The following is a 25,851-nucleotide window of genomic DNA, read 5'->3' as shown; positions in this document are numbered from 1 at the left end:
CATGCTGGATGTCGATAATCTCTATGTCATCCCGCTGGACCAATGGATCCAGGTCGGCGTCCGCTGGCTGGCAATGCATTTCCGGCCACTTTTCCAGACCATCAAGTGGCCCGTCGAGACCCTTCTGACCGCGATCGACCATGGACTCCATGCCATTCCGTTTCCGATCCTGATCGGGATCTTTGCCCTCATCGCATGGCGCTCCGCATCGCGTGGCGTGGCTATATTCACGCTGCTTTCGCTGACCCTGATTGCCTTCATGGGCCTGTGGGCGGAAGCGATCACCACCCTGTCGCTCATCGCCACGGCAATCGTGGTGTGCGTCATCCTTGGCATTCCAATCGGAATCCTGTGCGCGCGCCACGATCGCGCCTGGACCATCGTGCGGCCGGTGCTCGATGTCATGCAGACGACGCCCAGCTTCGTCTACCTGGTCCCGGTGGTCATGCTGTTCGGCGTCGGAACGGTGCCTGGGGCAGTCGCGGTCATCGTGGCGGCGATATCACCGCTGATCCGCTTCACCAATCTCGGGATTCGTCTTGTCGACAAGGAGATGGTCGAGGCGGGGCGGGCCTTCGGTGCCACCGATCGCCAACTTCTCTGGGAAGTCCAACTTCCATTGGCCTTGCCAACCATTCTGGGCGGCCTCAACCAGACAGTACTGATGGCCATGGTCATGTCGGTGATCGTATCCATGATCGGGGCCGAAGGGCTCGGACTTGTGGTCCTGCAGGGGCTGGGACGTCTCGATGTCGGCATGGCTGCCGTCGGCGGCATCGCCATCGTCCTGCTAGCCATGATCCTCGATCGCATCACGCAGGGCCTGGCCAACCAGGACAAGGCCGGACCAACCCGGGGCATCCGGGCCGCCCTGGCTCAGTTGCTGCGTCCCAGAAATGAGGAAGCGGGGAGTTTCGAAACGAACCACCAGCAGGTTTGAACACCGTCTCGATCAGGCGGAACGACGCAACAAATATCACAACAAGGGGAGAATACATGTCGGCGAATTATCGATACCGCAAAGGGCTGAGACTGGCCTGCGCCATGGCTGTTGCAGCAACCATGATGGGTGGGCAGAGTTTTGCGCAGGATAAGCCTGGCGAAGGCAAGACCATTCGTTTCACGTCCTCCGACAGCCTGGGCGCCAACTATATTCAGGACCAGGTCCTGATAGCGGGCCTCGAGAAACTCGGTTACGACGTAAAGTTGTCGACCATGAACATGTCGGCGATCCTGCAGGCCATTTCGCAGGACGACCTCGACATGACCGGCGACATCAACTGGCCGCAGGCCGAGCCCGCCATCGCACAGATCTCGGATACGGTCGAACTGATCAATGAAGGCACGATCGCGGGCGGCGGCATCAACGGCTACATGATCGACAAGAAGACAGCCGAAGCCAACAACATCACCAATGTCTCGCAACTGAAGGACCCGAAGATCGCCGCCTTGTTCGACACCGACGGCGACGGAAAAGCCAATCTGGTGAATTGCGATCCCGCTTGGAAGTGCGGTGACGTCGTCGATTTCCAGGTCAAGGAGTTCGGCTTGAGCGATACGGTGCGCTCCATCCGCGCCAAATACGAGCCGCTGATCGGCGAGGTCTTTGCACGGGCCGACCGAGGAGAGCCGATCCTTCTTTACACCTGGAGCCCATCCTGGATCGTCTATCGGCTGAAGCCCGGCAAGGACGTGGTGTGGCTGCCGATCCCGTATGACGCTCTTCCCGAGGGCGTATCGAAACCGAAGACGCACGAGGTCAAGGACGTGGTTGGCTGTGCGGGGGGGCAGAACCCATGCCGCATGGCGGTTGGCCCATGGAACTGGCGCACGCTCGCCAACAAGAAGTTCCTGGCTGACAATCCGGCGGCCAAGAAATTCATCGAACAAGCGAAATGGTCGCTGGACATCTGGAGCCAGTGGGAAGGCGATCTGGGGGCCGGCAACAAGACCGACGCCGAGATCAAGAAGATCGCCAACGACTGGATTGCCGCAAATCAGTCGGAGTTCGATGGCTGGGTAAAGAATGCGGCTGCCGCCGGGAAATAATCCGGGCAGGCCTCTATCGTGGCCTGTTATCACAATGGTGGCGGACCCTGTCCGCCACCATTGTCGATTGAGGAGACCGATTGCCGGCCAAGCGTTTTCGCTTCATGGCGACGTTTCCTTATGGGGAGCGGCTACACAGGCTCATGCAAAGGGCAGGCGATCGTTTGGACATGCGGCCTCAGAGACGATTATCTCGGGATAAATAGCTGCCGCCGCGCCTGATCGAGCGCGGGCCGCTTGGTATAGTGAGAAAAACTGAGTGAAGCCTTATTTCACGCGCAGCTATTACTCTAGGTCGCGCGTGAAGGTTCCGTTCTCCTTGAGCCCCCCGCTGTCGTGGAACTTGACATCCAGACGCCAATGCGAACGGCGGCGGCATGTCGTTACAAGCGCGAAACCGTCGCCAGGGGCGAAACTTGTCTGCACCTCGCAACAATACGGCCCCTGCTCAGGATCGGGATCGGGAAAGCAAAAAGTCTCATTGGCCTGGAAATTGTCGGCAGTTCCGTTCGCAAACGGATATGGCGCGTACAGCGCCGAACTGTGGATACAATGCAGGATGCTCTGCTTGCCGGTTTTGCTGTTTGTTACACGAGCGGTGACCAGGCTGCTCACGTGCTCGTCACCCGACAGGAATACCAGTCCCTTTATTTCCTTGTTGCACACGAACCTGAGCAGTTTATGTAAGGAAAACGGGTATCCATCCCACGCGTCCGAACGCAAGGCACAAGTGGGGGCCTCGGCCACCTCCCGCCGCCGCGGCAGCACTGCCGAGGATGTGAGAACAAATTTGGGCATTTCGGTGTGTTCAGGCTTGGTAAGCCATTCACAAAGTTTGGCGAATTGCGTTGAACCCATGATCCGCGCTTCGCACCAGTTCGAAACCGTCCGTCCTTGACGTTCGGTGCGCGTGTCGCAAAGGAAGAATGGCATACCGTTGTGGGTTAAATCGTCTCGCCAGATGTGTGCCGGCAGGCGCTTTTCCAGCACCTCGGTCTTGCCACGTTCGTACCTGAAGTAAGCCAGCTTCCCAGGCTTTATGACGATATCATTCTTGCGCATCGCCGGGTCGGGGTCTTTTGCCCAATTGTCGCGAATCTCATGATCGTCCAGCATCATTTCAACCGCCATGTCCAAGCGCTGCATCACCGCCTTCACACCGCGGCTCTGGCCCCGGCGTTCGTAGGGTATTCGGAATCGGTCGTTGACTACCTTAGGGTCGAAAAGCCCTGCCGTAGCGTCGATATATACCTGATCGCCGGCCAGCAGCAGCAACGTTGGGGCGCCGGGTTTGCCCAGTAGATCGCCGAGCGCGAGCAGAGACGCATCCGCGGGCCCTCGTGTCGCATGCTGACCGTCGGGCATGTGGTCGAGGAAATCACTGGGGTATTGGCAACTTGCGAGAGCGAATGAAAGGTTCGATACCGCGCGGGCATCGCTCTTGTGCCGATGGCTTCTGTGCGACCTTCCAGGCCTGCCGACGATCAGGCCACCTCGCAAATCATCCAATGTGTCAGTCTCGAGCGCATACCGAATAGCCTCGGCGGCCCTCTTCACCGCGTTCTTGGCATGCGAACCTGTGTCGAGGATTTCAGGTGGTGATCCCGCCGCGTCGGGCAGTTTCGGTAACCGAGCCAAGCCGCCAATACCCTGCGCCTGAACGTACAGCAGCAAGACCAGTACCTGCTGCGCTTCAGGCCACTCATGGAGCGGAACTTCAAATACGTAAGGAGATGCGGGTTGCTTAATATAGTAATGCGGAAGACTATTATAGAGGCTATCGTCGCTCTGTCCTTTCTCGTCGCCGCGGCTCGTAACCGGCGGACCGATCATGTGCAGGCGGTCGCCCTTTGCGTAGACGGGAACAATGAAAGCTGCATGAGGCAAGCCCCGCCCTCCGCTATCGGCCGCTTGCACCAGGATCTTGCCCGCCTCGACCTCTACGCGCACCCCGAAGGCGGGCGCCCTGGCTTCAGAGGGGAGAGAATGCGTCATGGCTTTTCCTCCAAGGGCCCCGGCATATCGGAGATATCCGGCATTCCTAGGTATTTCGCTATAACGCCGCAGATCGACGAGGCGTCTTTGCCGATCAGGCAATCCTGATGACCGTGGCCGGCAATGCACCAGGTCAGGTAGGACGGTTGGCCGAGCGCCAGGAACTGGCCGCTTTTGTCAATAAGATCCCTGATTTCTTCCTCCGATTGCACCGCCTCGACCGCATGCAGAGATGAGTTCAAATGCGGCACGCCGGCCCCTTTGAGCATATTTCGCATCAGTCTTAGCGTTGAGGGGGCGACCAAACCGTTTTCCGCTCCATGGATCGACATCATCGGGAATCTCAGTCGATCCCTCACCCGGTCCGGCAGCACATAGCGATTTATGCCGGCGCGATCGGTCACGGTGTTGAAGCCAGCAAAATGTATGACCTGCGAGACTGTCTCGACGCTGAGCGGGCCGAAGAAATCGTCGATGTGGTCGAGTACGAGGTCAGAGAGATTGTTGAGCGAGAAGGTGCGTGCATAGAGCGCGTCCATCCGATGTCTTGTGCCGACCCAAGGCGTCGCTTTGCCTGGGGGCCAGAGGGGATTCTCGCGCCGATACTCGTCGGACGGCAGCCACATTGCCGAGAGCGCTCTGTCGAGCAATTGACCGGCGAGCGAGATATCGCCATGCGGACTAAACACATAGTCTTCAAGTTGAAGAAAATAACGTACATATCGCATCACATATGCGGCGAGCACATTTGCCGAACTCAACAGCATTGCCGGGCCGACTTGCGAAAACACCACGCGCCCGATCTTATTGTGCAAATTCCTTCGATCATGCTCGCCAAGCACTGCCATGCTGAACATTGCCGCGCCCATGCAATGGCAGACGACATCGAGCCTTTCCTGCCCTGTCGCAGCCAGCACGTGTTGGACGGCGATCGGAATGTCATTCTCCGCCATCTCCTCAAAAGACCAACCGCCTGTGGCGGTAGTCAGGCCTGAACTCGATCGCATATCGAGCACCCAGACATCGCGCCCAGCATCACACAGCGATTGAGCGAGGTTGCCGGGTACGGCAGCATGAGCAAATGTGGTGCCGCTCGCACTGTAACCATGGATGAGCAAGACGGGGCGTTTCGGGACGCCCTTCTCGATCACCTTTGCGGAACTGCCGTCATAGCGGGCCAGGCGAATGCGGATCGGCGGGCTGAGCTGACCTTTCAAGGTCAACCAGTCGATTTGGGGCGCAGGTAAGCCCGGCACCGCCCCGGGCAACCGTTGTGGTTCACGCGCAGATGGCGGGTCGGGGCGGCGAAAACTCAGTGCATGTATCTGAAGCACGACGCGAAAACCGTAGAGTATGAAAGAGGCCAGATCTGCCAGTGCCGCGACACGGTCTTGCTGCCCCACTATCCGCAGCAGAGGCACCGATTGCCGCGCCAGGTATCGTTTGTTTAGCTCTAGCGACGGTAGCTTCTTGCCAATGACGGTCTTGCTCATCTGCGGGAAAACTTCGACCGACATCTCCATCAATTGCTGCCAAGGGCTGGCGCCGCGCGCATAGGTGAGCCGCTTCACCGCTCTGATTTTCTTCTGCGTGAACAGAGAGCTGTCGAACCTCGCGCCCGTGCCGAGATCTTCCGGCTCGACAACCTTGTCGATGTGCAAATCGTATTCGATCAGGCGGACCCCGCCCGCACGCGAGCACAGGTGCAGAATGTCGAGCAGTCTGAGATGGGATGCCCCTCCGCTAGGCGGCGTGAAACGCAACCATTCCTGGCCCTGGCGGACCAAGCGGTAAGCGAAGTCGCGCATCCCGCGGTTGAGCGCCCACGCAAGGATAGCGCGCAGCATTCGGGGCACGGGGCGCGATTTTTCCAGATCGAACAGGTGGAGCGATCCCGAGATCTCCGCCTCGAGCGCAACATGGCTTTCATAGGCCTGATCTGCAATGGGGTCGAACTCCTTTCCTGCACGCAGAATGCGCAGCCGACCATGGGCAATCGGCAAACACCGTCCACGGGGCGTTTGCAGCGCGTAGAGATCGGTGAGCACCACCGGCTTGGTGGTTAGCGTCAGTTCGACCATGTGTGGTTTCACACCGTTGCCGCGCATAGCCAGAGGGACCTTGCCGCGCACCTGTTCGGTCAGTTCGATGCTGGTAGGCGTAGGCGCAGGGTTCGTCCGCGGCGTGGAATATATCGGCCGCGTTTCGCCACGAGAGTTCCCAGGCAAGGGTGCATTGGTCAAACGGCCGCCACTGAGTTGCCATTCCTCCTTGAGCTCGGTGATCGCTCGCAATGCCAGAACGGCTATGGTCAAGGCGGGATTGATACCCAGCGACGTGGGCACGACCGAGCCATCGAGCACGATCAACCCTTCGTGAGTGCGTCTGAGGCCGACCGCGGCGGCATCGAACACGCGGCCGCAATGATCGGTCACGCCTTGGCGAACGTCGTCACCCATGGCGCAGCCCCCGAGAGGATGCACCGTCAGCAGCGGGCCGCGCTGGCGACCGAACACGGCTTCGAGCCTGTCGGACAAAGGTCGCCACAACAGGTTGTTCACCAGCCGTCCGCCCAATCCAGACTCTCGAAGCAAGGCGCCAAGGCGCGCATGATGGTTCTCGAGTCGGGGGTCCAGTCGCAACTCCGGCCAGCGCACTGTGAGCATCCCGTCGGCGAGCATTTTTTCAGGATCGTCTTGCTTCTCATCGGCGCTGTTTTGCATCGAGGGCTCTAGCGCCAGTGCTCCCTCCGCGTCGTCGCGGCCGATCATGGCCAGCACCAGGGAGTTGGTGATGGCGGCTGGATTGACGGCTGCATCGTCTGCCCGTGAAGGATTCGGCTCATGCTTCGCCCAGTCGCCATCGGCGACGCGATTGAGCACATCGAATGTGGTGGCGCTTTCCTCAAACAGGCGGCGCAGCGGTCCCGGTACGGCAAGATCCTGGATCACCAGGTCAGTAGCCGCGTTGCCGTCGCGCAGATCGATCATTGCGGTTATCGTCGGGCCGACCGCGCGACCGCAATCCTCGCTCTTGATGTTTGGGGCCGGATTCTCGGTTTCGTCAGCGACGCCATTCACCCGTGCCGCCAAATCATGGGCAACGACGAGCATGTCACCATTGGCGGAGAACTTGCTTCCCAGCTGATCGGAGAACTTTATCCCGCGGATTTGCGAGCGCATCAAAATTTCCGTCGAGCCGAATGTGCCTGCTGCAAGGATCACGCGCCTCGCCAGCAGCGCGAACGGCTTCCGCTGGTTATCGCGTAGATGGCCGTCGGTGTGATTGACGTCCAACTGCCATCCTTCGCCCGCGCGCAAAACGCGCAAGACGGTGGCGCCAGTGACGATCTGTACCAGGCTTTGTCGAGCTAGCCGCAACAAGTTCAGGTCGAGGGATTCTTTGGCATTGTAGTTGCAACCAGTGGCGCAGTCGCCGCAACGGCGACATTCGCTCATCGCGACCCCGGCGTGGTTGGTGTGGCAATCGGAAGCGACGGTTATGTGAGCGGGTCGTGCTTTGCCACCAGCCAAATTTCTAATTGCTTCGGACTTGGCCAGGAAAGGCTTGGTGACACGTATCGGCTTGGCTCCCAACCAATCACGCAGCCGTTCAGCTGTCTCTGCGAGCGTCGTATCTCTGCGGATTTTGGTGGGCCAGCGTGCTTCCCGGAAAATCTCCAGCAGCGGCATCTCCATCACGCCGGCGTTGATTAATGAGCCTCCACCCAAGCCACACGCGACGAGAGCTACCGCGTCGTCGCTGCAGCGCAAGTCGTAAAGACCATCGAACACGCCGCGTTGGCGTTTCGCAAAGGGGGTGGCAAAGCGGACGTGGCCGCCCAGATCGGCCAATCGCGAAGGGAACATTCCGGCCAGGTACTCCTTGCCGCGTTCCAGTACGCAGATTTTTAAAGATTGGCCTTGCACATCCTTGCAGGCGCTCAATTCGGCGGCAGCCACCGAGCCGCCATAGCCGCTGCCAACGATGGCAACATCAAAGTCATATCCGCCCTTGACGGTTGTCCTTTCCCTATCGGCGATCTGCGGAAAATCGTGGACCAATGTCTCGAGTCGGTGCGAGAGCCAAGCCGTCGCACGTGGCGGCTCCGGCGCTGCCTTGATGTGTACAGGCAATGCGTCCTCCCTAATTTAGATATCAATCATATACGAAATTTGGTGTAACGTCAGGAAGTCACGCAATCTATCGGGGCGATATTCATTCCCTTTAGGAAGTGCGCGGTCGGCGGTGCCTTTCTCTGCCCTGAAACCATGGGCACGGCTGCGGGAAGGAACCCATGGAGGGTACTTGCGAGCTACTTGAGAGTTTTCTGCCGCTGGAATTACTCGGTAGAATTCACGCACTTCGAGCGGATGGCCCAGTATCCGTCGAATTCCAGGCTGCAGTGGTGTTTGTCGATGTGTCCAGATACACGGCCTTGGTCGAGCAACTAGCACGACGGGGGCAAGAAGGACTTGAAAGAATCCCGAGCCTGCTTAGTCATTCCTACGCACGATGCGTGGAGCAAGTATACAATCGTGGAGGCGAGATTTTGTACCTCGCCGGCGACGAACTGCTGGCCTACTGGTCGGCGGATGTCCGCGGACTTGAAAGCGCGGTGCGAGCGGCGACAGCCTGTGCCAAGGCAATCTGCGGCGGCCAGAACGAGCGTTTGGAGGACGGAACAGCTGAAATCGCACCCGCGCTGCATGTTGGAGTAGGGGCGGGGGCCCTCTGGGCGGCGGCTTTGGGCGGTCAGCCGGTCTGGACTCTCTTTGCAGGCGGAGATGCCATCATGCAGGCCGCTCAGTCCCAAGCGGCTGCGCGCCGATGGGAATATGTACTTTCCGACAAAGCCAACTTGGCCCTTGCGCAGCCGTCTCAATCGCGGCGCAGTCGGCCTACGCTGGCTTCTCCGCCTCCGGGCTGGCTGGCAAGGTTTTTGCCTTTGCAGCTCAGGGACCTGCTGTCCGAAGCCGACTTGCGCTCAGTTGCCGCGGACGGCGCCGTTGCCATCCGTTCCGAAGAAGATCGTCCAACGACCGCCCGCTTAGACGCCCTGGCGGAGATTAGGCCGATCACCGCCCTTTTCGCGCGAATTGCCGGACTTGACCATCGTCAACCTCAGGCGCTTGCGCGCTATCAATTGCTATGCGCGACCCTCCAGGAGGATCTGCGTTCGCGCGGTGGGCCGGCCGGCGAGTTGCTCTTTGACGACAAAGGTCTGATTTTCTTTGCGACGTTCGGAGCGCGAGGCAGTTTCCACCGCGACGATCCTTGCCGTGCCGTCGATGCTGCTCGCGCGATCCGTCTGACGGCCCAACGCTTGGGCCTCTCCGCGTCGATGGGCGTGGCTACCGGCGATGCGCTTTTTAGTGTTGTCGGAAGCGCACGCCGGCGCCAGCTGATGGTGATCGGCGCGCCCGTGAATCGGGCGGCGCGGCTTATGACGGCGGCATCGGCAAACGTTCTCTGCGATGCACCAACAGAGCGAGCCAGCCGGACGGCGTTTTGGTTCGAAGAACACGGCACGTTGCAACTGGACGGACTTGGGGACATGGCAACGGTATTTTGTCCCATGGATCCGCGCGCCCCGGTCCAACCTCTTAGTCCGCTGATTGGTCGGCAGAGCGAGCTGGAGTTCCTGAAACGTACGTTCGAGGAGACCCGCCGTGGAGGCAGGCGTTTGCTCGTTGTCTTGGGTGAGTCGGGCATTGGAAAAACCGCTTTGATCAGAGCTTTCACGGACGAACTGCGCTCAACCGCAATCGAGGTTTTGACCGCGCGCGCCGAACGTGACGATCGCCGGACATCGCTCCTGCCATGGCGGCGGGTGCTTGTGTCCCTTCTCGGCCTCCCGTCCGACAGCGATGGATTTGCGGTGCTTGATGTCGTCACACAACGGGTTCAAGGCAACTCGTCGCTCGTTGGGCGACTGCCCTTGCTAGGTGATGTTCTGAGCATCGAAATTCCCCAAAACGACGGGACGCGACATCTGGAGGGACCTCATCGCGCTGATGCCACCATGCGTCTTTTGGGTGATCTCATGGATAACTTGGCACCGCGCCCGTTGGCATTGGTCCTGGAGGACAGTCAGTGGCTGGATTCGGCATCGTGGCGCCTCGTCGAGTGGGTTCTCTCATCTCTGTCCTCGTTGCTTCTGGTCCTGTGCGTACGCTCGGACGAAGTTCCGGAGGAGTTAAAAAACCTACGAAGGCGAGCCGAGGCCACAAGAAGGAATACATCCGGAACGGAACCTGACGATCCCGCGCGCCTGTGTCGTATCCTGGATCTTGAGGAACTCAGCGAGGCGTCGATTTGCGAACTGGTCGCCCGCACGCTCGGGGATGTGCCCCCACATGGCGAACTGGCGCGCCGGGTCTCGGCCTTAGCCGGTGGCAATCCGTTTTTCGCCGAGGAGATAGCGCTGACATTAAAGAGCCAGGGGCTCATCGCCATACGCGATGGTTTGTGGTGTCCGATCCGCCCGCTCGAGAGCCTTCGATATTTCGAAGGTGTCGATCGGGTCATTCGGGAGCGCGTTGATCGATTGGAGACCTCAGTCCAGCACGTTCTCAGGGCTGCGGCCGTGATCGGGCGTTCATTTACCGGCGAGGCCCTGGCGACGTTGCTCGAGGGCGAGTTGGATCACGACGGTGTGGGTGCAGCTGTCGAGTCGCTCGTGGCGGCGCATCTCGTGCGTCAGGGCACTGGATCAGGGAACTACGAGTTCCGTCATGATCAAATCCGAGACGTCGTTTATGGCTCAATTCCCAGTGAAGTGCGACAGCGACTTCATGCAGCTCTGGCCGCTTGGATCGAGTCGAGCCAGTCGGCCGCCATGGGCGCGGATGTCGCGGCCCTCGTTCAGCATTTTGAGGCCGCCGGAAACAATTTCAAGGCAGTTGGATATGCCAATTTGGCAGCAATCAAGGCGCTGCAGGTCGGTGCGTTTCGAGAGGTCGAGGCGTTTCTGGAAATCTGCTTGAGATACGAGTCGAAGCAGCCTTGGAGTGCTGAGCAAAGACTTCAGTCGGTGCGTTGGCGCAGGCAGCTCGGCGAGGCCCATTACAGTCGTGGCGACCTCCATGCTCAGGGCATTTCGGTGAGGCGCGCCCTCACCCTGGCGGGCACGCCGGTTCCACGTTCCTCGGCAGCCCTTTTGATGCGGCTGCTTGGGGGTGGAATGCGGCTCGCGTTCCAACAGGTGTTCCCTCCTTCGCTATGGTCAACTCAAGGTGGTGTGCTGGACTCCTGGGAGCGAGAACTAGCTCGCTGCCTTAACCAGGCGGCGGTCGTGGACTATTTCGAGCTTCGCTTTTCGCGAGCGTTTTCCCACACCGTCGCGGCTGTCGCCCATGCGGAGCGCACGGGGCTCACCATGGAGATGGTGATCGCGTCCGCCCAACTGGCATGCGGGCTGGGAATTCTGGGGCGCCGGCGCGCTTGCAACTACTTCATGGCAAGGGCAGAACGGGTGGTGACTGCGCTCGCCGATCCAGCGGTCCATGCCCACCTGTGTAATCTCGATGCGCTCTGGCGCATCGGCCGCTGCGACTGGCTGATGGTAGATCGTCGTCTGGATCAGTCTCAAGAGCTGTGTCTAAAGGCGGGCGATCAACTAAGTTGGTGCAACGCCCAGGCCATGCGCTTCTGGTCAATGTACTACCGCGGTGAATCGGGTGCGCTGGAGTACACCGCCCAGGCGCTGCTCTCCCGCGCGCAGAACAGCGGAAACCTCCAGCAAGAGATTTGGGCGCTCCGATGCAAGTCGTTGTGTGTGCTCCACACGGATAGCCCCCGTGAAGCGGTCGACATCCTTCGGCTGACCACGTCCGCTATGGTCGGATCCGCCGATCTCGCCGACTTGGTCTCCGCCAAAGGGTCGCTTGCGCTCGCGCTTGCACGGGTCGGGCTCCATGCTGAGAGCCTTCGGGCTGTGGTCGAGACGCTACGCCTGCTGCGCGAGATGCGTCGGCCGACTGTGCACAGCACACTGCCCGGCATTGCCGGCGTGTGCGAAGTGCTTCTGCGCGGCAGGGAGGCAGGCCTCTCGCGCGAGTACGACCAGTGGCGCCACTGGGAGCGCCAAGCGCTGCATGAGCTCAAGCGTTACCGCCGCGCGTTTCCTGTCGGCACCGCCCAGTATGGGCTGTGGGTCGGCGTGGCCCATTGGCTGGATGGGCGCGGTGACCGCGCCGTCTCTACTTGGCGGCAAGCACTCGCGGCTGCGCGGCGCCTCTCGTTACGCAGGGATCAGTCGATCATTGCGGCCGAGCTGAGGCGCCGGCAAGACAAGATCTAAGATACTCTCCTGCGTTGGAGTTATCCGATCGGCAACTTGGGGGCGACATGGCTTTTGGCGGCGCGAACGAAAGAAATGATCTCCCGCGCCTTGCACGGATCGATCCGCGCCTGTTCGATCTTCTTTTCGGCGGCTGCAAGGTTGAACGCCACGCGGCGGGCCAGATTCTCTTCGTCCAGGAAGATCCATCCGATCGTATTTACGGGGTGATGAGCGGGACGGTGGAGATCTCGATGTATTCGCCGGGAGGCCGGAAGCTGGTGGCCAATATCGAGCTTTCGCACAGCTTGGTCGGAGAGATCGGCGCGCTCGACGGGCGCCCGCGCACCGCAACCGCCACTTGCCTGACCGTTTGCGATCTGGCCTCGCTCGGTCGGAAGCAGCTCTTCGATCGCATCGAAAAAACTCCACCTCTGGCACGCGCCATGATTGAGCTTTTGTGCGCACGGCTGCGTTGGGTCAGCGGCGAACTTGGCGATCAGGCTTTCTTCGGCATTGAGGCCAGGCTGGCAAAACGACTGGTCTTTTTGGCCGGCGTTATGGCGGATGGCTCAGGTTGGATACCGATCTCCCAGTCCGAACTGGGGGAGTTCCTGGGCGCCACGCGCGAGTCCGTCAACAAGACACTTAACGATTGGCGCAACCGTTCGATCATCGCAATCAAGCGTGGTGGCCTGCGCATAACGAATGCCGGTGCGCTTCGTCACATTGCCGAGTCACAGGACGATGACTGATGTCGCCATTCGCAATCGGCGCGCGCATCAGAGCCGCGAATCAGATTGCGCAACGAAGACCGGATCGGCATGAAGGGATAGTCCTCCACCTGTCGTGGTGACGAACTGGGAACCTCCGTTCAGCATCCTGACGCCGTCCCAGGCGATTGGACCTGCCACGGCTGTCGCGCGATCTATGGTCGGGCTTTTCTTAATAGTCCGTCGGTCAGTCGGTACCCGCTCAAGGAGGCAGAGCGGTGGCGCTAGCCACCGCTCTTATCTGGATCAATTCCGGCAGTCCGGGCTGACAGGATCGTACTGGTGTGGGCTGACCCCCATGCACTTGGAGTTCGAAGCGCCACCAGGCAATCCGATCGACCCGGTCGGGAAGCCATACACCGCTTCTTCTGAAGCCAATGAATGTTGACCCTTCAAGTCACCTGGGGCTTCGAAGTCACCATTGTCGGCTCGCAGACTGTGGACGAAGGTCGAGTCGATCGCGAACGAAGGCACCGTGAGGATGAAGAATGCAGACGCAGCTGTAATGATCTTATACATGTTTCTCTCCCTTTGGTTGATGGCATCACAAAATTCGTGATGAGAACGAAATTGGCTTAGTTTAAAAACCAACTTCCTCTTCGGGCTTGATCTTTGCTATTTTCTTTATGATCTGTCCGAAAGAGAGACTAAATTGCCTGCTCTGTCATCTCTTGTACGCCGCGGGTGAGATTTGTATGTGAAGGAATTCACGCAGGGTGCTAATATGATCGACGGGACGCTTTTCATTCCCGCTGCTTCAGCACCGGGATCGGAACGAGGGACATCGGCTGGTACTGAGCCAGTCTTCGAAGGCCCGCAAGATCAGTCAAGTCGATGAAGCGCGCGTTGCTGGTGATAAGCTGTTCGGCGCGCAATTGCTGAATGATGCGATTGAGATGGGGCACGCTCAACCCGAGCGCGTCCGCCATGATTTCCTGTGAAAACGGCAGATCGAAACTTGCTTCGTCGGCGCGTTCGACTTCCAGGAGACGCGCGTGAATCTCCAGCAAAAGGTGCGCCAACCTTTCAATCGGAGTGCGCCGACCTAGATTGACGATGTGTTCCGCATAAGTCGCTGCCTCTTGGGCGGCGAGCCAACTTAACACCAGACCGAATTGGGGCTGCTCGTAGCAGAGACGAATGTACGCGTCGAACGAGCAGACGGCGTAGGTCAGTTCGCTCACGGCAACGACCGAACAAGTGGATCGATCGAAAAAGCTGACCGGGAATCCAATGACATCACCGGGCAGGATGAGCTTCAGGATTTGCCGCCTGCCGCTGCGCAGCAACCTGTAGCGGATCGCGTAGCCGTCTTTAACAAAGCACAGGTTTCGGAACTCGGAGCCGTGAACGACGAGTTCCTCCCGTTTCCGAATGGTAAGATCGCGCTCGAAGATTGCCTCAAGACGTTTGATGTCTAGCGAATCCAGCTTCATTGCACGTGTCAGTCGGGTCACAATCGGGTGGCCGGTCAGCGGCATGCCATGCTCCAAATGTTCATGACCTTCAACGAAACTTTCCTATGCTTATTAATCCAGATCAATGAACAGAATCATCAAACGAAAGTTGTATTGACTGGCAGGCCTACGCCACTGCGAATGCCCATGCAAATAGGCAATTTTCAGCGTTTCGCTGGAAAAAACCGGTTTCCGGGAACAACAAATGAGAGCCGTCCGACGGCTCCACGCTAAGGAGGAACAGCTGATGCCGCTCGACGATCAAAATACTTCCAATATATCCCGCCGTACCATGCTGCACGCGGGCGCAGGTCTTCTCGGTAGTGCCGTTCTGCCCTTATCCAGCTTTGCGGCTTTTGCAGCCGACGACAAGCCCGCGATAGGCACCTGGCCGGCCGGGTCGGCGGGCGACACCGTCTACATCGGAGCCGCGGTGCCCCTTACCGGTGCCTATGCCGTGCAGGGTGCTGATGAACTTAAGGGCTGGCAGCTGGCGGTCGACCACATCAACAACGGCCATGAGTTGATGAAGGCGTTGGCGCCGAAAGTCGACAAGGGGTTGCTCGGCAAGAAGGTCGAGCTGTTGTCCGCCGACAGCGCGGCCAAGCCGAACCAGGCCGTCGAGCTCGAGCAGAATTTCATCCACCAAAACAACATCATCCTGATGACTGGCTCGACTTCATCGGCGGTCGCGGTTGCGCTCAACAAATTCGCGCAGCGCGAGAAGATCCTCTACGTCGCGGGCATCTCCGGCTCAAACGACACAACAGGCAAGGACTGTGTCCGCTACGGCTTCCGCCAGAACTTCTACGGCCAGACCGCAGCCAACGCGATCGGCCCGATCCTTCTGAAGACCTACGGAAAGGGAAAGAAGGCGGCATTCATGACGCCGGACTACACTTACGGTCACACCGTCACCAAGTCGGTGAACGACTACCTGACCTCTCAGGGTGGATGGGAGATGGTGACGGACCAGGTCTCGCCGCTAGGCACCCAGGATTTCAGCCAGTATCTGACCAACATCGCCAATTCGGGCGCCGAATTCATTGTCAACGTCAACTGGGGCCGCGACGCGGTGCTGTCGATCCAGCAGGCCAAGCAGTTCGGCCTGACTCCGAGCATGAAGATGGTCATCCCCTACCAGATCCCCTTCCTTGCCAAGGAAGTAGGCCCCGAACTGACAGCCGGCGTTTTTGCCGCTACCGATTTCTGGTGGACCCTGCAGGACAAGTATCCGCTCGCCAAGCAGTTCGTGGACGCGTTCCAGAAAAAGTTCGGTTATCGGCCGGAATGGGGCGCCGAAAATGCCTATGTCAGCTTCGCTCATTGGGCGCGCATGGTGTCGCAGGCCGGTAGCTTCTATCCGCCGGACGTCATCAAGCAATACGAGAAGGGTGAGACCATCCCTTCACTCGTCGGCGACGTTCACTATCGGCCGGAAGACCATCAGTGCGTGCGACCGGTCGTACTCGTCCAGGGTAAGGACCCCAAGGACATGAAGAGCGACGACGACTACTGGAACGTGGTCGAGGTGGTCGATGGCGCGCCGCTGATGCAGAAGCCTGACGAGTTCGGCTGCAACCTGGGCAGCTACACCTGATATCCCGCAGCGCCTTCTCCGCCCGTCACGGGTGGAGAAGGCGCTCGCACCGGGACTGGCTCTGGCTGGACGCAGACGGTTCGTCTCCCGGCGGTCGGTGGAATGTCGATTGTTCGCGACTTGTCAACCAAACCCTTGCTGGCGCGAGGGCAGGGCATATTTTTCATGATTAAGGTGGGCGCAGAGTGATCAACTGGGCAAATTTCATCTCGCAGTGCTTCAATGGGCTCGTGCTCGGCGCGCTTCTGGCGCTGATCTCCTCCGGGCTGACCATCATCTACGGGACGCTCGGCGTCCTGAACCTTGCCCATGGCGCGATGTTCATGCTCGGAGGCTATGCCGGCTGGCTCGCCTACACCTACACAGGTTCATTCCTGGCCGCGGTGGCGGCCGGATCGCTGTTCGTGATGATCGTCGGCGTGTTGATCGAGCGGCTGATCATTCGCCATTTCTACATGCGGCCGCTTGAGGACCAGCTTCTCGTTACGTTCGGGCTCGGCATCGTTTTCGTCGAGACGATCCGCTTCTTCTTCGGCAGCCTCTCGCGCACGGTGCCGCCGCCCGCCTCGCTGGTCGGCATCACCCATCTGGGCTTCATGGTCTATCCCACCTACCGATTGGCGCTCCTCGGCATCGTCGCCCTGGCGCTGCTGATGCTCTATGTCGTGCTCTATCGCACCCGCATCGGGATGATCGTGCGAGCAGGCATCGAGGATTCGGTAATGGTCGATTCGCTTGGAATCGACGTCTACAAGATCTTCATGCTCGTCTTCGGCATCGGAGCCATGGCGGCCGGCTTCGCCGGCATTGTCAATGCACCCGTGGTGTCGATCGCGCCCGATGTCGGGGAAGCCATACTGGTCCAGACCTTCGTGGTCGTGGTGATCGGCGGCGTCGGTTCCTTTCCGGGCGCGATCCTCGGCGGCCTCATCGCCGGCGAAATCATCAGCATCACCTCGATGTTCAATCCCGGTTATTCGTATGTCATGCTGTTCGTGGCGATGACTCTGGTGCTGGTGCTTCGCCCGCACGGGCTGCTCGGCACGGCAGGGCGCGAGTAGACGCGGTCGCCATGAACATCAAACATCCCTTCCTTGTCGAGCTTCTGACGGCGCTGGCGCTCGTCCTGGCGCCGTTCGTGCTGCCCCATCTCGGCTTTTCGCCCAGCACGATCAATCGTATCCTTATATGGGGCCTGTTCGGGATCGGCTTCGACATCCTGTTCGGCTACACGGGATTGCTGTCGTTCGGCCAGTCGGCCTTCTACGGTACTGGCGGGATGTTCGCCGCCTATCTCCTGACTGAAACCGGCTTCTCCTATGTCATGGCTGCCATCGTCATGGGCGCCGTCGTGTCGGGTGTCGTCGGCTATGTGATCGGCCTGATCGCCCTGAGACGCACCGGCATCTATTTCGCCATGATCACGGTGGCCATCGCCGAAGTCTTCTTCTTTGTCGAGTTCAATCCGCTCTCGGCATTCACAGGCGGCGAGAACGGCTTGCCTGGCGTGCCAACCCCGGTCGTCAACCTCGGCTTCACAGTACTCGAATTCAACACCGACTGGACGATGTATACCTTCCTGGCGTTCTGGTATTTCGTCGGCATTGTCGTCGCACTTCGCATCGTACGCTCGCCGGTTGGCGCGATCCTTTCGGCGATCCGCGACAATCCGCTCCGCGCCGCGGCGCTCGGCCACGACATACACGGCTACAAGCTCACGGCCTTCGTGGTTGCGGCGATCTATGCCGGCTTTGCCGGCGGCCTGTTGGGCGTCATGCAGGGCTTCATGCCGCCGGACGCTTTCATGTTCGACACGTCCGGCCAGGTCGTGATGCAGACGGCGATCGGCGGTGCCGGCACACTGTTCGGGCCACTGGTGGGCGCGACGGTGTGGCTGTATCTGAGCGACTTTTTCCAGAACACATTGCATCTCGGCGCCACATGGAAGTTGGTGCTCGGCATCGTTTTCGTGCTGCTGGTCTGCTTCCTGCGGCGCGGCATCGTCGGTGCGATCGTCGATCTCTATGGGTTGACCGGCGGCCGCAAGCGCATCGAACGGGCCAATACCGCGGTCGAGAGTGCGCCGCACGTCGTGACGGTCGTCGAACCGATGCCGGCGCGCCGGCATGGCACTGCGCCAGCATCCGGACCGATCCTGCAGGTGCAGGGCCTAACCAAACGCTATGGCGGCATCACAGCCAACAGCGACATCGACTTCAGTGTCGATCATGGGGAGATACGGGGCATCATTGGACCCAACGGCGCGGGCAAGACCACGTTCTTCAAGATGCTCACCTGCGAGATCGCGCCGACCTCCGGCCGCATCATGCTGGCCGGCCGCGACATTACGGGCATGGGCGTGTCCGAGGTGTGCCAGCTCGGGCTCACCAAGAGCTACCAGATCAACCAGCTGTTCGACCGCCTGACGGTGCGGCGGAACCTGATGATTGCCGCGCTGGGCGAGGCGCGTGGAAAGTTCCGGCTTGACCTGTTCAAGAGTATCCACAGCGTTCCCGGTCTCAATGAGCAGGTCGAGCGAACGGCGGCGCTGGTGAACCTTACGGCGCGGCTCGATCGGCCCGTTTCGGAACTGGCTTATGGCGAGAAGCGGCGGCTGGAAATCGGTCTTGCGCTGGCGACGTCGCCGAGCCTGCTCCTGCTTGACGAGCCGCTTGCCGGCATGAGCCCGCGCGAGCGCGTCGAGACCGTGGCGCTGCTCAAGTCAATCGCACGTGGACGCACGATGATCATCATCGACCACGACATGGATTCGCTCTTCGAGCTGGTCGAGAAAGTGACCGTCCTGCAGGAGGGCAGGGTACTGGTCGAAGGCATGCCCGCTGAGATCAAGACCAACGCAAAGGTGCAGGAAGCCTACCTCGGCGGGGTACATGGAGAGGTGGCATGAGCCTGCTCGAAGTCAGGGCGTTGAACAGCTATTATGGCGACAGTCACATTCTGTTCGACGTCTCATTGAGGGTCGAGAAAAACGAGGTCGTGGCGCTGCTCGGGCGCAACGGCGCGGGCAAGTCGACGACGCTGAAGAGCCTGATGGGCGTGGTGACGCCACGAGCCGGCTCGGTTGAGCTCGACGGGGTTGAGCTGGTTGGCAGGAAGGCGCACAGCATCGCTCGGGAAGGCATGCAGCTCGTGCACGAGAATCGGCGCATCTTCGGCAGCCTGAGCGTCGAGGAAAACATCATTCTGGCCGGATTGACCGCCGACGACCGGTGGCCGCTGGAACGCATCTACACGATGTTCCCACGGCTGAAGGAACGGCGCACCAGCCGTGGCACGGATCTCTCGGGTGGCGAACAGCAGATGTTGGCCATAGCCCGTGCATTGGTGCGCAACCCGAAGATCCTTCTGCTTGATGAACCCTTCGAAGGACTTGCTCCAGTCATTGTGCACGATCTGGTGCGCGCCTGCCGCGAACTGGCCCAGGCAGGGCAGACAATCGTGCTGGTGGAACAGAACATCGCCGCGACGCTGGCGCTCGCGAGCCGCGTTTATATCATCAATAACGGCCATATCGCCCACGAGGGCCCGGCCGCCGAGCTCAAGACACAGCCGGGGCTGCTGCAGCATCATCTCGGCGTCTAGGGGCGAGCAGCCGCGGATGGCGTTCGACTTCCGACCGCCTTCGGCCATCCGTGCTTCATGCCGGCGACTATCCAGGCCATCGCTTGCAGGACCGTATCGCCTTCTGGCGCCAGCCGCTGATCGCCGGAAATATCAGGACAGTCTCCAGGTTGGAGTCGGCCTGGATGATTGCCGACCTGCCATGTTGGAAAAGAGAGGTACCGTTCGATTTTCGAGGAATTTCAAGTCGAGCCGGCGGCGGCTTCGGCGGCAGTCGAGCAGATGATCGCGTGGAACCCGGAACGGATCGTGTCGACGCACGGTTGATGGTCTCCGGCGGTGCGGTGGCCGAACTGAGGCGGGCTTTCCGCCGGGTCCTGTAAAGAGCGTTTCGCCGGCTTGTGCACCGCAAGCGAGCGCTCTGATATTTGGCGCGAGGACACCGAGATGACTGAACGACCAGAGAGATATCGAAACGCGATTGTCCCTCACATCTATGTCAACGGGGCGTCGGATGGGATCGCGTTCTATGAGCGGGCATTCGGAGCGATGGAACTGTTCCGAATTGCCCACCCAGACGGCAAAATCATGCACGCCGAGATTTTGATCTGCGGAGCCGTGATCATGATCGGGGATCCGGACGAGAGACTATACGGCGAGCCGCGGACACTTGGTCGCTGCACAGCTGGCCTTCACATCTTCACTGATGATAACGCGACCTTGCTGCGGCGCGCGGTCAAGGCTGGCGCGGAAGAGATTCAGCCACCCACGAATATGTTCTATGGCGCCAGTTCCGCCACCGTGCGCGATCCCTTCGGCCACGTCTGGGTGCTCCTGTCGTGGAGGGAGGACCTCGATCCGGCAGAGATGGAACGGCGCGGGAATGCGCTCCTGGCCTAAAGAAGAAAACGCTGGCGACATGCTAAATGCGGCTGTTTCGCTGTGCGGCTCGTTAGTGAGAACCGGCTCGAAAACCTCCGCGAGGCAGTGAGCTTCGCCCGAGCGGCGTCGCAGCATTCTCCACAGGACGTGAGAGGTGTGGGGCATCGAGATTGCTCCCGGATCTCTGAACCCGCAGCGTCAATCATTCAGATGCTTCGCGTCAGGGCATCGGCCTTTGCCGCTTTCCATTCCGCCGGCTCCGCCCTGCGCCATTCGGTTTCCCCTGCGGCGTGCCGAGCAGCACGCAAACGGCGATTTCATGAAGCGGTTGCGCGGCGCCTTGGACGACGTAGTCCAGGCTGGAGCGATCGGAGATCAGGGTCGGCAGGCGCAAGGTGCCGATCAATCCTTCCGCCTCGAAGCGGGAGCGTAGAAGTTCGTAGAGTCCGGCATTGCAGGTAAACGGGCCGGTGATGAACACCTTCTCGGGGAAAAGCAGCCTGCAGGCGTTACCCAGCGCGCGCGCCATAAGATCGACGGCGACCCGGATTTCGGGAATATCCGTCAGCTCCATCGTCTCGATTTGGCTGGAGAGGAGTTCCTCCTCCCCTGAAGCCCACGGATATATCTCCCGTATGACCGGCAACAGGGCTGACAGCGAAGCTGCTGTTTCGAGACAGCCCCGGTTGCCGCATCCGCAGGGGCGATCCTTGAGCACGTTGAAACGCCAATGGCCGATTTCGCCGAAGGGGCCGCCCTGGCGCATCGGCGCATCGTCGCTGCCGCGATAGGCCAGGCCGATGCCCCAACCCCAATGAAGAATGAAGGCGCCTTCCAGTCGTTCCATGCCCGGCACGGCGTATCGGGCGCTCAATTCGACATCCAGTTGGCGAAACAGGAACACGCGCGGCGTGATGCCATCGAGCGCCTTGCCGACGTCGAAATCGCGAACGTTCGGCCATCGCGAGGTCAATATCCACGTCCGGGTCTTCACGTCCACGATGCCGGAAACGGCAACGGACGTTCCGACATGACGCATGCCAGACGGGCAGCTGCCGAGCAGACCGGCGACAAGGTCACGCATCGTCGCGGTCATGCGGGCCGAATCGGCGTCGGACGGAACATGGGCGGTTTGCCGGGCGAGGACACTTCCGCGGAAATCGACAAGGACGCCAACCAGTTCCTGGCTGGAAACAAGAAGGACGGTCGCGCCCGCGCAACCGGGGTTCAAAACGATTTGCGCCGGTGGGCGGCCACGGCCGCTCACCTGGCCGACGCTTTGCTCGATGATGCCCCTGCCGACGAGGTCGGCGATGGCGCGCGAGATCGCCATCGAGGTCATGTCCAACTCGGCGGCAAGTGCGGCGCGGGATTTGCCGCCGCCTTCGTGCAGGCTGGCGATGACGCGTGCGCAGTCGCGTTGGCGGGCGTCCTCGAAATCCGCGGTGTAGAGCGTCAACATGCCCGGATTCTTTTCCTTTCGCATTTTTGGATAACATTATTCAAAAATGGCTTGCAAGCGGTATCAAGCCGTGTACTCTCCGCGTAAGGAATCTTGGCGATCGGCCGCAACATGATTACTCCCGGTCTGGTCGACATGCAGGTCAATGGCTTCGCCGGCGTCGATTTCAACTCGGGGACCCTGACGGCGGCGGAACTCGACGAAGCGCTGGAGGCCCTCCTGGCGTGCGGCGTGACAGCGTGCCTGCCGACGATCATCACGGCAAGGCCGGACGAATTGTCGGCGCGGTTCAGCGCTCTCGACAAGGCTGTCTCCGAAAGCCGCCTCGGTCCCCTCATGTGCCCCGGCTATCATCTGGAAGGTCCGTTCCTCAATCCCGCCCCGGGTTATTCCGGATGCCATCCCGCCTCGGCGATGACCGCTGCGGATCCTGCGCTCATTGAGCGTCTGCAGTCGCTGCTCAAGCGCCCGATCCTTTTGACGACGCTGGCTCCCGAAGTGGAAGGTGGCATTGCTTTCATACGGGCCATGAACCGGCACAACATTCTTGTTTCGATCGGCCACTCGGCTTGCGGTTTTGAGCTCGTGGCGCAGGCCGCGGCGGCTGGCGCTGTCCTTTCCACCCATCTCGGCAACGGGCTGCCGCAAACCTTGCCGAAACTGGACAATACCCTGTTTGCCCAACTGGCCGAAGACCGTCTCGCCGCGACATTCATCGCCGACGGGATTCACGTTCCGCCAGGCGCGTTGAAATCGCTGGTCCGGGCAAAAGGGCTGGACCGGTCGGTCCTGGTTACCGATGCCGTTTCGGCGGCCGGTGCGCCGCACGGGTCTTACGAATTTGCCGGAATGCGGGTCGAGAGCCGCGCCGATGGCTCGGTCCGCGTTCCTGGCGGCATCGGGCTCGCCGGGTCGGCGCTGCGACTGGACGACGCCGTGCGCAACCTGGTGCGCTGGGGCATCGCCGGTTTCGCACAGGCTGTCGATATGGCCTCGGCAAATGTGATGGCGCTGCTGCAGCCGGTGCTGGACGCGCATGGCCTTCGCGTGCCCGCCAGCGAGATCGAGTGGGCGCCCGACATGACCATCACCCATGCGCGCGTCGGAGAAGAAGAACGCGAATACGACCGGCAAACGACAAAATGGGAAGGAAGACAACCATGACTGCTCGTGAACTCAAGGTGAATCGCCGCACCATCCTTGGCGGCATTGGCGGTACATTCCTCGCCGGCACGACGCGGGCCTGGGCGCAGTCACCCAAATTGCCGGCATCGCCGGTCGTCATTTCGGTGATGGACGTGGGCGGCGCGCTGGCGCTTTCGCAGCCGGCCTTCGAAAACTACGCCAAGAAATATCCCGAGCGCACCGAACGGATCGTCTTCACCAAGGCGCCGGTGACCGAGCTTGCCGGAAAGCTGCGCGCGCAGCAAGAAGCCAACCGCGTCGATATCGACATGGTGCTGACCGGCTCCGACGGTCTGGCGGCAGGCCTAGCCAACGGCACATGGATCAAGATTCTGCCTGATTTCAACGACAAGTTTCTCAAAATCGAGGACAATTACGAACCGGCCGCACTGGCCCTGCACAAGAAGCAGGGCGCGGGATATGGCGTTGTCGTCAACTACTATCCTTCCGGCCCGCTGATCGAATACGCCCCTGAGCGGGTGAAGGAGGTTCCCGGCTCGGTCGAGGAGCTGCTAGCCTGGGCCAAGGCCAATCCGGGCCGCTTCATGTATGCGCGGCCCACCAATTCCGGCCCTGGCCGCACATTCATGATGGGTCTCCCCTACCTGCTCGGCGACAAGGATCCGCAGGATCCCGTCGACGGCTGGGAGAAGACGTGGGGTTATCTGGCAGAGATCGGCCAGTATATCGACTATTATCCCGCGGGCACCGGCGTCACCATGAAGGAATTCGGGGAAGGCAGCCGCGACATCATCATTTCGACCACGGGATGGGATATCAATCCACGTGCCCTCGGCATCGTGCCGGAATCGGCAAGGATCGGCACGCTCAAGGGCTTCCATTGGGTTTCGGACGCCTTTTTCATGTGCGTTCCGAAAGGCATTTCCGACGACAAGCTCGCCGTGGTGCTTGATCTGATGGCATTTTTGCTTACGCCCGAAGCGCAGGCTTATTCCTACGATGAGGGCTATCTCTACCCCGGCCCGGCGGTGAAGAACGTGCCTGTCTCCATGGCGCCGCAGCACAGCCAGGACATCGTCAAACGTTTCGGCAGGGACGAGTATGCCAGCCTCATCGCCGACAACCCGATCGAACTGCCGCTGCCGCCGGAAAAGATGATCGCCGCCTTCCGAAAGTGGGACGAATTGGTCGGCGCAAAGAAATCCTGATGCTTCGCCAAAGGCCGGCCGCGTCGAGGGGCTGGCGCTAGGATAGTGCAGCATGCTAGGCGCGGCCTGACGCGGCCTGTCCGCGACGGGACCTTCAGCGCAGCGGGGCGTCATTTGTGTTGCATTCGATACTAATAGACTAATATATCATTCATCTGGGAGAGCCGGGATGAAAGTGCGGAGATATCGCTCTTTCAAGAAAATAAATGAGGAGGACGACGATGTTCACGATTTCACGCCGCCAGGCGCTCGGCGCATTGGCGGGGTTTGCAGCGCTGCCCTTTGGCAGGTCATTCGCCGACGAGCTTGCCCTGCCCACTTCGCCGGTGGCGCTCAACATCATTGACGTCGCGGGCAATCTGCAGCTTACCCAGGCGGCAATCGAGAAATTCGGCAAGGAAAATCCGGGGCTCGTCTCCAAGATCACGTTCTCGCGCGCGCCGTCCCCCGAACTGCCGGCCAAGCTCGCCGCGCAGCAGGCGGCCAACCGGGTCGACATCGACCTGGTGCTGACGGGTCCGGGTGCCATGTCGGACGGCATCACCCAGGGCCTGTGGATCGACGTGTGGACGAAATATCCCACTGTGCTGCCCAAGGCTGAGGACGTCTATCTCGACAGCGCCTTGATGATGCAGAAGAACTTCGGCCAGAACGAAGGTGTCGCCGTCGTCTATTCGCCGTCGGGCCCACTCTTCGAATATGCGCCGGACAGGGTCAAGACCATTCCCAGGAACACCGACGAACTGCTGGCGTGGGTGAAGGCCAATCCCGGCAAATTCTGTTATGCGCGGCCGGTCAATTCGGGACCGGGCTGGACCTTCCTGATGGCCATGCCCTACATCCTCGGCGACAAAAATCCTTCCGATCCCATCAATGGCTGGGAGAAGACCTGGGCCTATCTGAAGGCGCTGGATGAAGGCATCGATTACTATCCCTCCGGCACCACCGTGACGATGAAGGAGCTGGCCGAGGGCACCCGCGACATGATCGTTTCCACCTTCGGCTGGGACATCAACCCGCGCGTGTTGGGCATAGTGCCGAAGGAGATCGAGACGTTTGCGCTCGAAGGCACGCATTGGGTGCCCGATACGCAGTTCATGTGCATTCCCAAGGGCGTCGCCGAGGAAAAGGTCGCGGTTCTGGTCAAGCTCATGGCCTTCATGCTCGAACCCGCGCAGCAGGCCTACACCTACGACAAGGGCTATTTCTATCCCGGCCCGGCGGTCAAGGGCGTACCGCTCAGCGCCGCGCCGCAGGAAAGCCAGGACGCCATCGCAGAGTTCGGCCGCCCACAATATGAAGAGCTGATCAGGAAGTTCCCGGTCGAAGCGCCGTTAAAGCCGGAAGCACTGGTCGCCGCCTTCGAGAAATGGGACCGCGAGGTCGGTGCCAACAAGATGAAATAGCGGACCA

At 60.4% G+C, this 25,851-nt stretch carries 18 protein-coding genes; 13 read left to right on the top strand and 5 right to left on the bottom strand.

Translation table 11 applies throughout. The annotated features are described in order from the left end of the window. Position 1 precedes the first annotated feature (1 nt). Together LB547_RS27265 and proX are read left to right on the top strand one after the other, a co-directional pair. Positions 2-940, top strand: a complete 939-nt coding sequence (locus LB547_RS27265; RefSeq protein WP_140498487.1) for an ABC transporter permease — start codon at positions 2-4, stop codon at positions 938-940. 56 nt (positions 941-996) lie between these two features. Continuing rightward, positions 997-2,049 (top strand): glycine betaine/L-proline ABC transporter substrate-binding protein ProX, encoded by a 1,053-nt coding sequence (proX, locus tag LB547_RS27260; RefSeq protein WP_224519139.1) that lies wholly within the window; start codon positions 997-999, stop codon positions 2,047-2,049. A 285-nt stretch (positions 2,050-2,334) separates the two neighbouring features. Here proX and LB547_RS27255 read toward each other — a convergent pair whose 3' ends face one another. After that, positions 2,335-4,044 (bottom strand): alkaline phosphatase D family protein, encoded by a 1,710-nt coding sequence (locus LB547_RS27255; protein ID WP_140525292.1) that lies wholly within the window; start codon positions 4,042-4,044, stop codon positions 2,335-2,337. Next, positions 4,041-8,180, bottom strand: coding sequence for a GMC oxidoreductase (locus LB547_RS27250; protein WP_140763136.1), 4,140 nt, complete (start codon positions 8,178-8,180; stop codon positions 4,041-4,043). Before LB547_RS27250 ends, LB547_RS27255 begins: the two co-directional genes overlap by 4 nt. A gap of 416 nt (positions 8,181-8,596) precedes the next feature. Here LB547_RS27250 and LB547_RS27245 point away from each other — a divergent pair, with 416 nt between their 5' ends. Together LB547_RS27245 and LB547_RS27240 are read left to right on the top strand one after the other, a co-directional pair. Further along, positions 8,597-12,349 carry an ATP-binding protein gene (locus LB547_RS27245; protein ID WP_181178023.1) on the top strand — a complete coding sequence of 1,251 codons (3,753 nt, stop codon included), beginning with the start codon at positions 8,597-8,599 and terminating at the stop codon, positions 12,347-12,349. A 47-nt stretch (positions 12,350-12,396) separates the two neighbouring features. Continuing rightward, complete coding sequence (locus LB547_RS27240) at positions 12,397-13,083, top strand: Crp/Fnr family transcriptional regulator (RefSeq protein WP_140763130.1); 687 nt, start codon at positions 12,397-12,399, stop codon at positions 13,081-13,083. Positions 13,084-13,347: 264 nt separating this feature from the next. Here LB547_RS27240 and LB547_RS27235 read toward each other — a convergent pair whose 3' ends face one another. Both LB547_RS27235 and LB547_RS27230 read right to left on the bottom strand, forming a co-directional pair. Then, a complete protein-coding gene (locus tag LB547_RS27235) occupies positions 13,348-13,620 on the bottom strand; it encodes a hypothetical protein (protein WP_140498482.1) in 273 nt (90 codons plus the stop codon). 224 nt (positions 13,621-13,844) lie between these two features. Then, positions 13,845-14,582 (bottom strand): Crp/Fnr family transcriptional regulator, encoded by a 738-nt coding sequence (locus LB547_RS27230; protein WP_140498481.1) that lies wholly within the window; start codon positions 14,580-14,582, stop codon positions 13,845-13,847. 223 nt (positions 14,583-14,805) lie between these two features. Here LB547_RS27230 and LB547_RS27225 point away from each other — a divergent pair, with 223 nt between their 5' ends. From LB547_RS27225 to LB547_RS27200, 6 genes are all read left to right on the top strand, one after another. Continuing rightward, positions 14,806-16,158, top strand: a complete 1,353-nt coding sequence (locus LB547_RS27225; protein ID WP_140673400.1) for a substrate-binding protein — start codon at positions 14,806-14,808, stop codon at positions 16,156-16,158. Positions 16,159-16,343: 185 nt separating this feature from the next. Next, on the top strand, positions 16,344-17,219 hold the full coding sequence (locus LB547_RS27220) for a branched-chain amino acid ABC transporter permease (RefSeq protein WP_140561321.1): 876 nt from the start codon (positions 16,344-16,346) through the stop codon (positions 17,217-17,219). An 11-nt stretch (positions 17,220-17,230) separates the two neighbouring features. Further along, positions 17,231-19,066 carry an ABC transporter permease subunit gene (locus tag LB547_RS27215; RefSeq protein ID WP_140763127.1) on the top strand — a complete coding sequence of 612 codons (1,836 nt, stop codon included), beginning with the start codon at positions 17,231-17,233 and terminating at the stop codon, positions 19,064-19,066. Beyond that, positions 19,063-19,761, top strand: coding sequence for an ABC transporter ATP-binding protein (locus LB547_RS27210; RefSeq protein ID WP_140513459.1), 699 nt, complete (start codon positions 19,063-19,065; stop codon positions 19,759-19,761). The genes LB547_RS27215 and LB547_RS27210 overlap by 4 nt, the downstream gene beginning before the upstream one ends. Before the next feature lie 83 nt (positions 19,762-19,844). Continuing rightward, the gene (locus LB547_RS27205; protein WP_140567254.1) at positions 19,845-20,123 is read left to right on the top strand and encodes a hypothetical protein; all 279 of its coding nucleotides are present in this window, start codon (positions 19,845-19,847) and stop codon (positions 20,121-20,123) included. 64 nt (positions 20,124-20,187) lie between these two features. Further along, positions 20,188-20,640 (top strand): VOC family protein, encoded by a 453-nt coding sequence (locus LB547_RS27200; protein WP_140581319.1) that lies wholly within the window; start codon positions 20,188-20,190, stop codon positions 20,638-20,640. A gap of 202 nt (positions 20,641-20,842) precedes the next feature. Here the strand turns inward: LB547_RS27200 and LB547_RS27195 are convergent, their stop codons facing one another. Beyond that, positions 20,843-22,084, bottom strand: coding sequence for an ROK family transcriptional regulator (locus LB547_RS27195; RefSeq protein ID WP_181165372.1), 1,242 nt, complete (start codon positions 22,082-22,084; stop codon positions 20,843-20,845). A gap of 111 nt (positions 22,085-22,195) precedes the next feature. On the opposite strand from LB547_RS27195, the gene LB547_RS27190 reads away from it, so the two are divergent. The 3 genes from LB547_RS27190 (at position 22,196) to LB547_RS27180 (ending at position 25,844) form a co-directional block, all read left to right on the top strand. Continuing rightward, positions 22,196-23,248, top strand: coding sequence for an N-acetylglucosamine-6-phosphate deacetylase (locus LB547_RS27190; RefSeq protein WP_140513463.1), 1,053 nt, complete (start codon positions 22,196-22,198; stop codon positions 23,246-23,248). Then, positions 23,245-24,438 (top strand): ABC transporter substrate-binding protein, encoded by a 1,194-nt coding sequence (locus LB547_RS27185; RefSeq protein ID WP_140763124.1) that lies wholly within the window; start codon positions 23,245-23,247, stop codon positions 24,436-24,438. Before LB547_RS27190 ends, LB547_RS27185 begins: the two co-directional genes overlap by 4 nt. Before the next feature lie 221 nt (positions 24,439-24,659). After that, the gene (locus tag LB547_RS27180; RefSeq protein WP_140558028.1) at positions 24,660-25,844 is read left to right on the top strand and encodes an ABC transporter substrate-binding protein; all 1,185 of its coding nucleotides are present in this window, start codon (positions 24,660-24,662) and stop codon (positions 25,842-25,844) included. Positions 25,845-25,851 lie beyond the last annotated feature (7 nt).

The organism is Mesorhizobium sp. B264B1B, from assembly GCF_020165765.1.
Lineage (GTDB): Bacteria > Pseudomonadota > Alphaproteobacteria > Rhizobiales > Rhizobiaceae > Mesorhizobium.
Note: the sequence above shows the minus strand (reverse complement) of the source record. Positions and strands in the feature narration are given on the sequence as shown.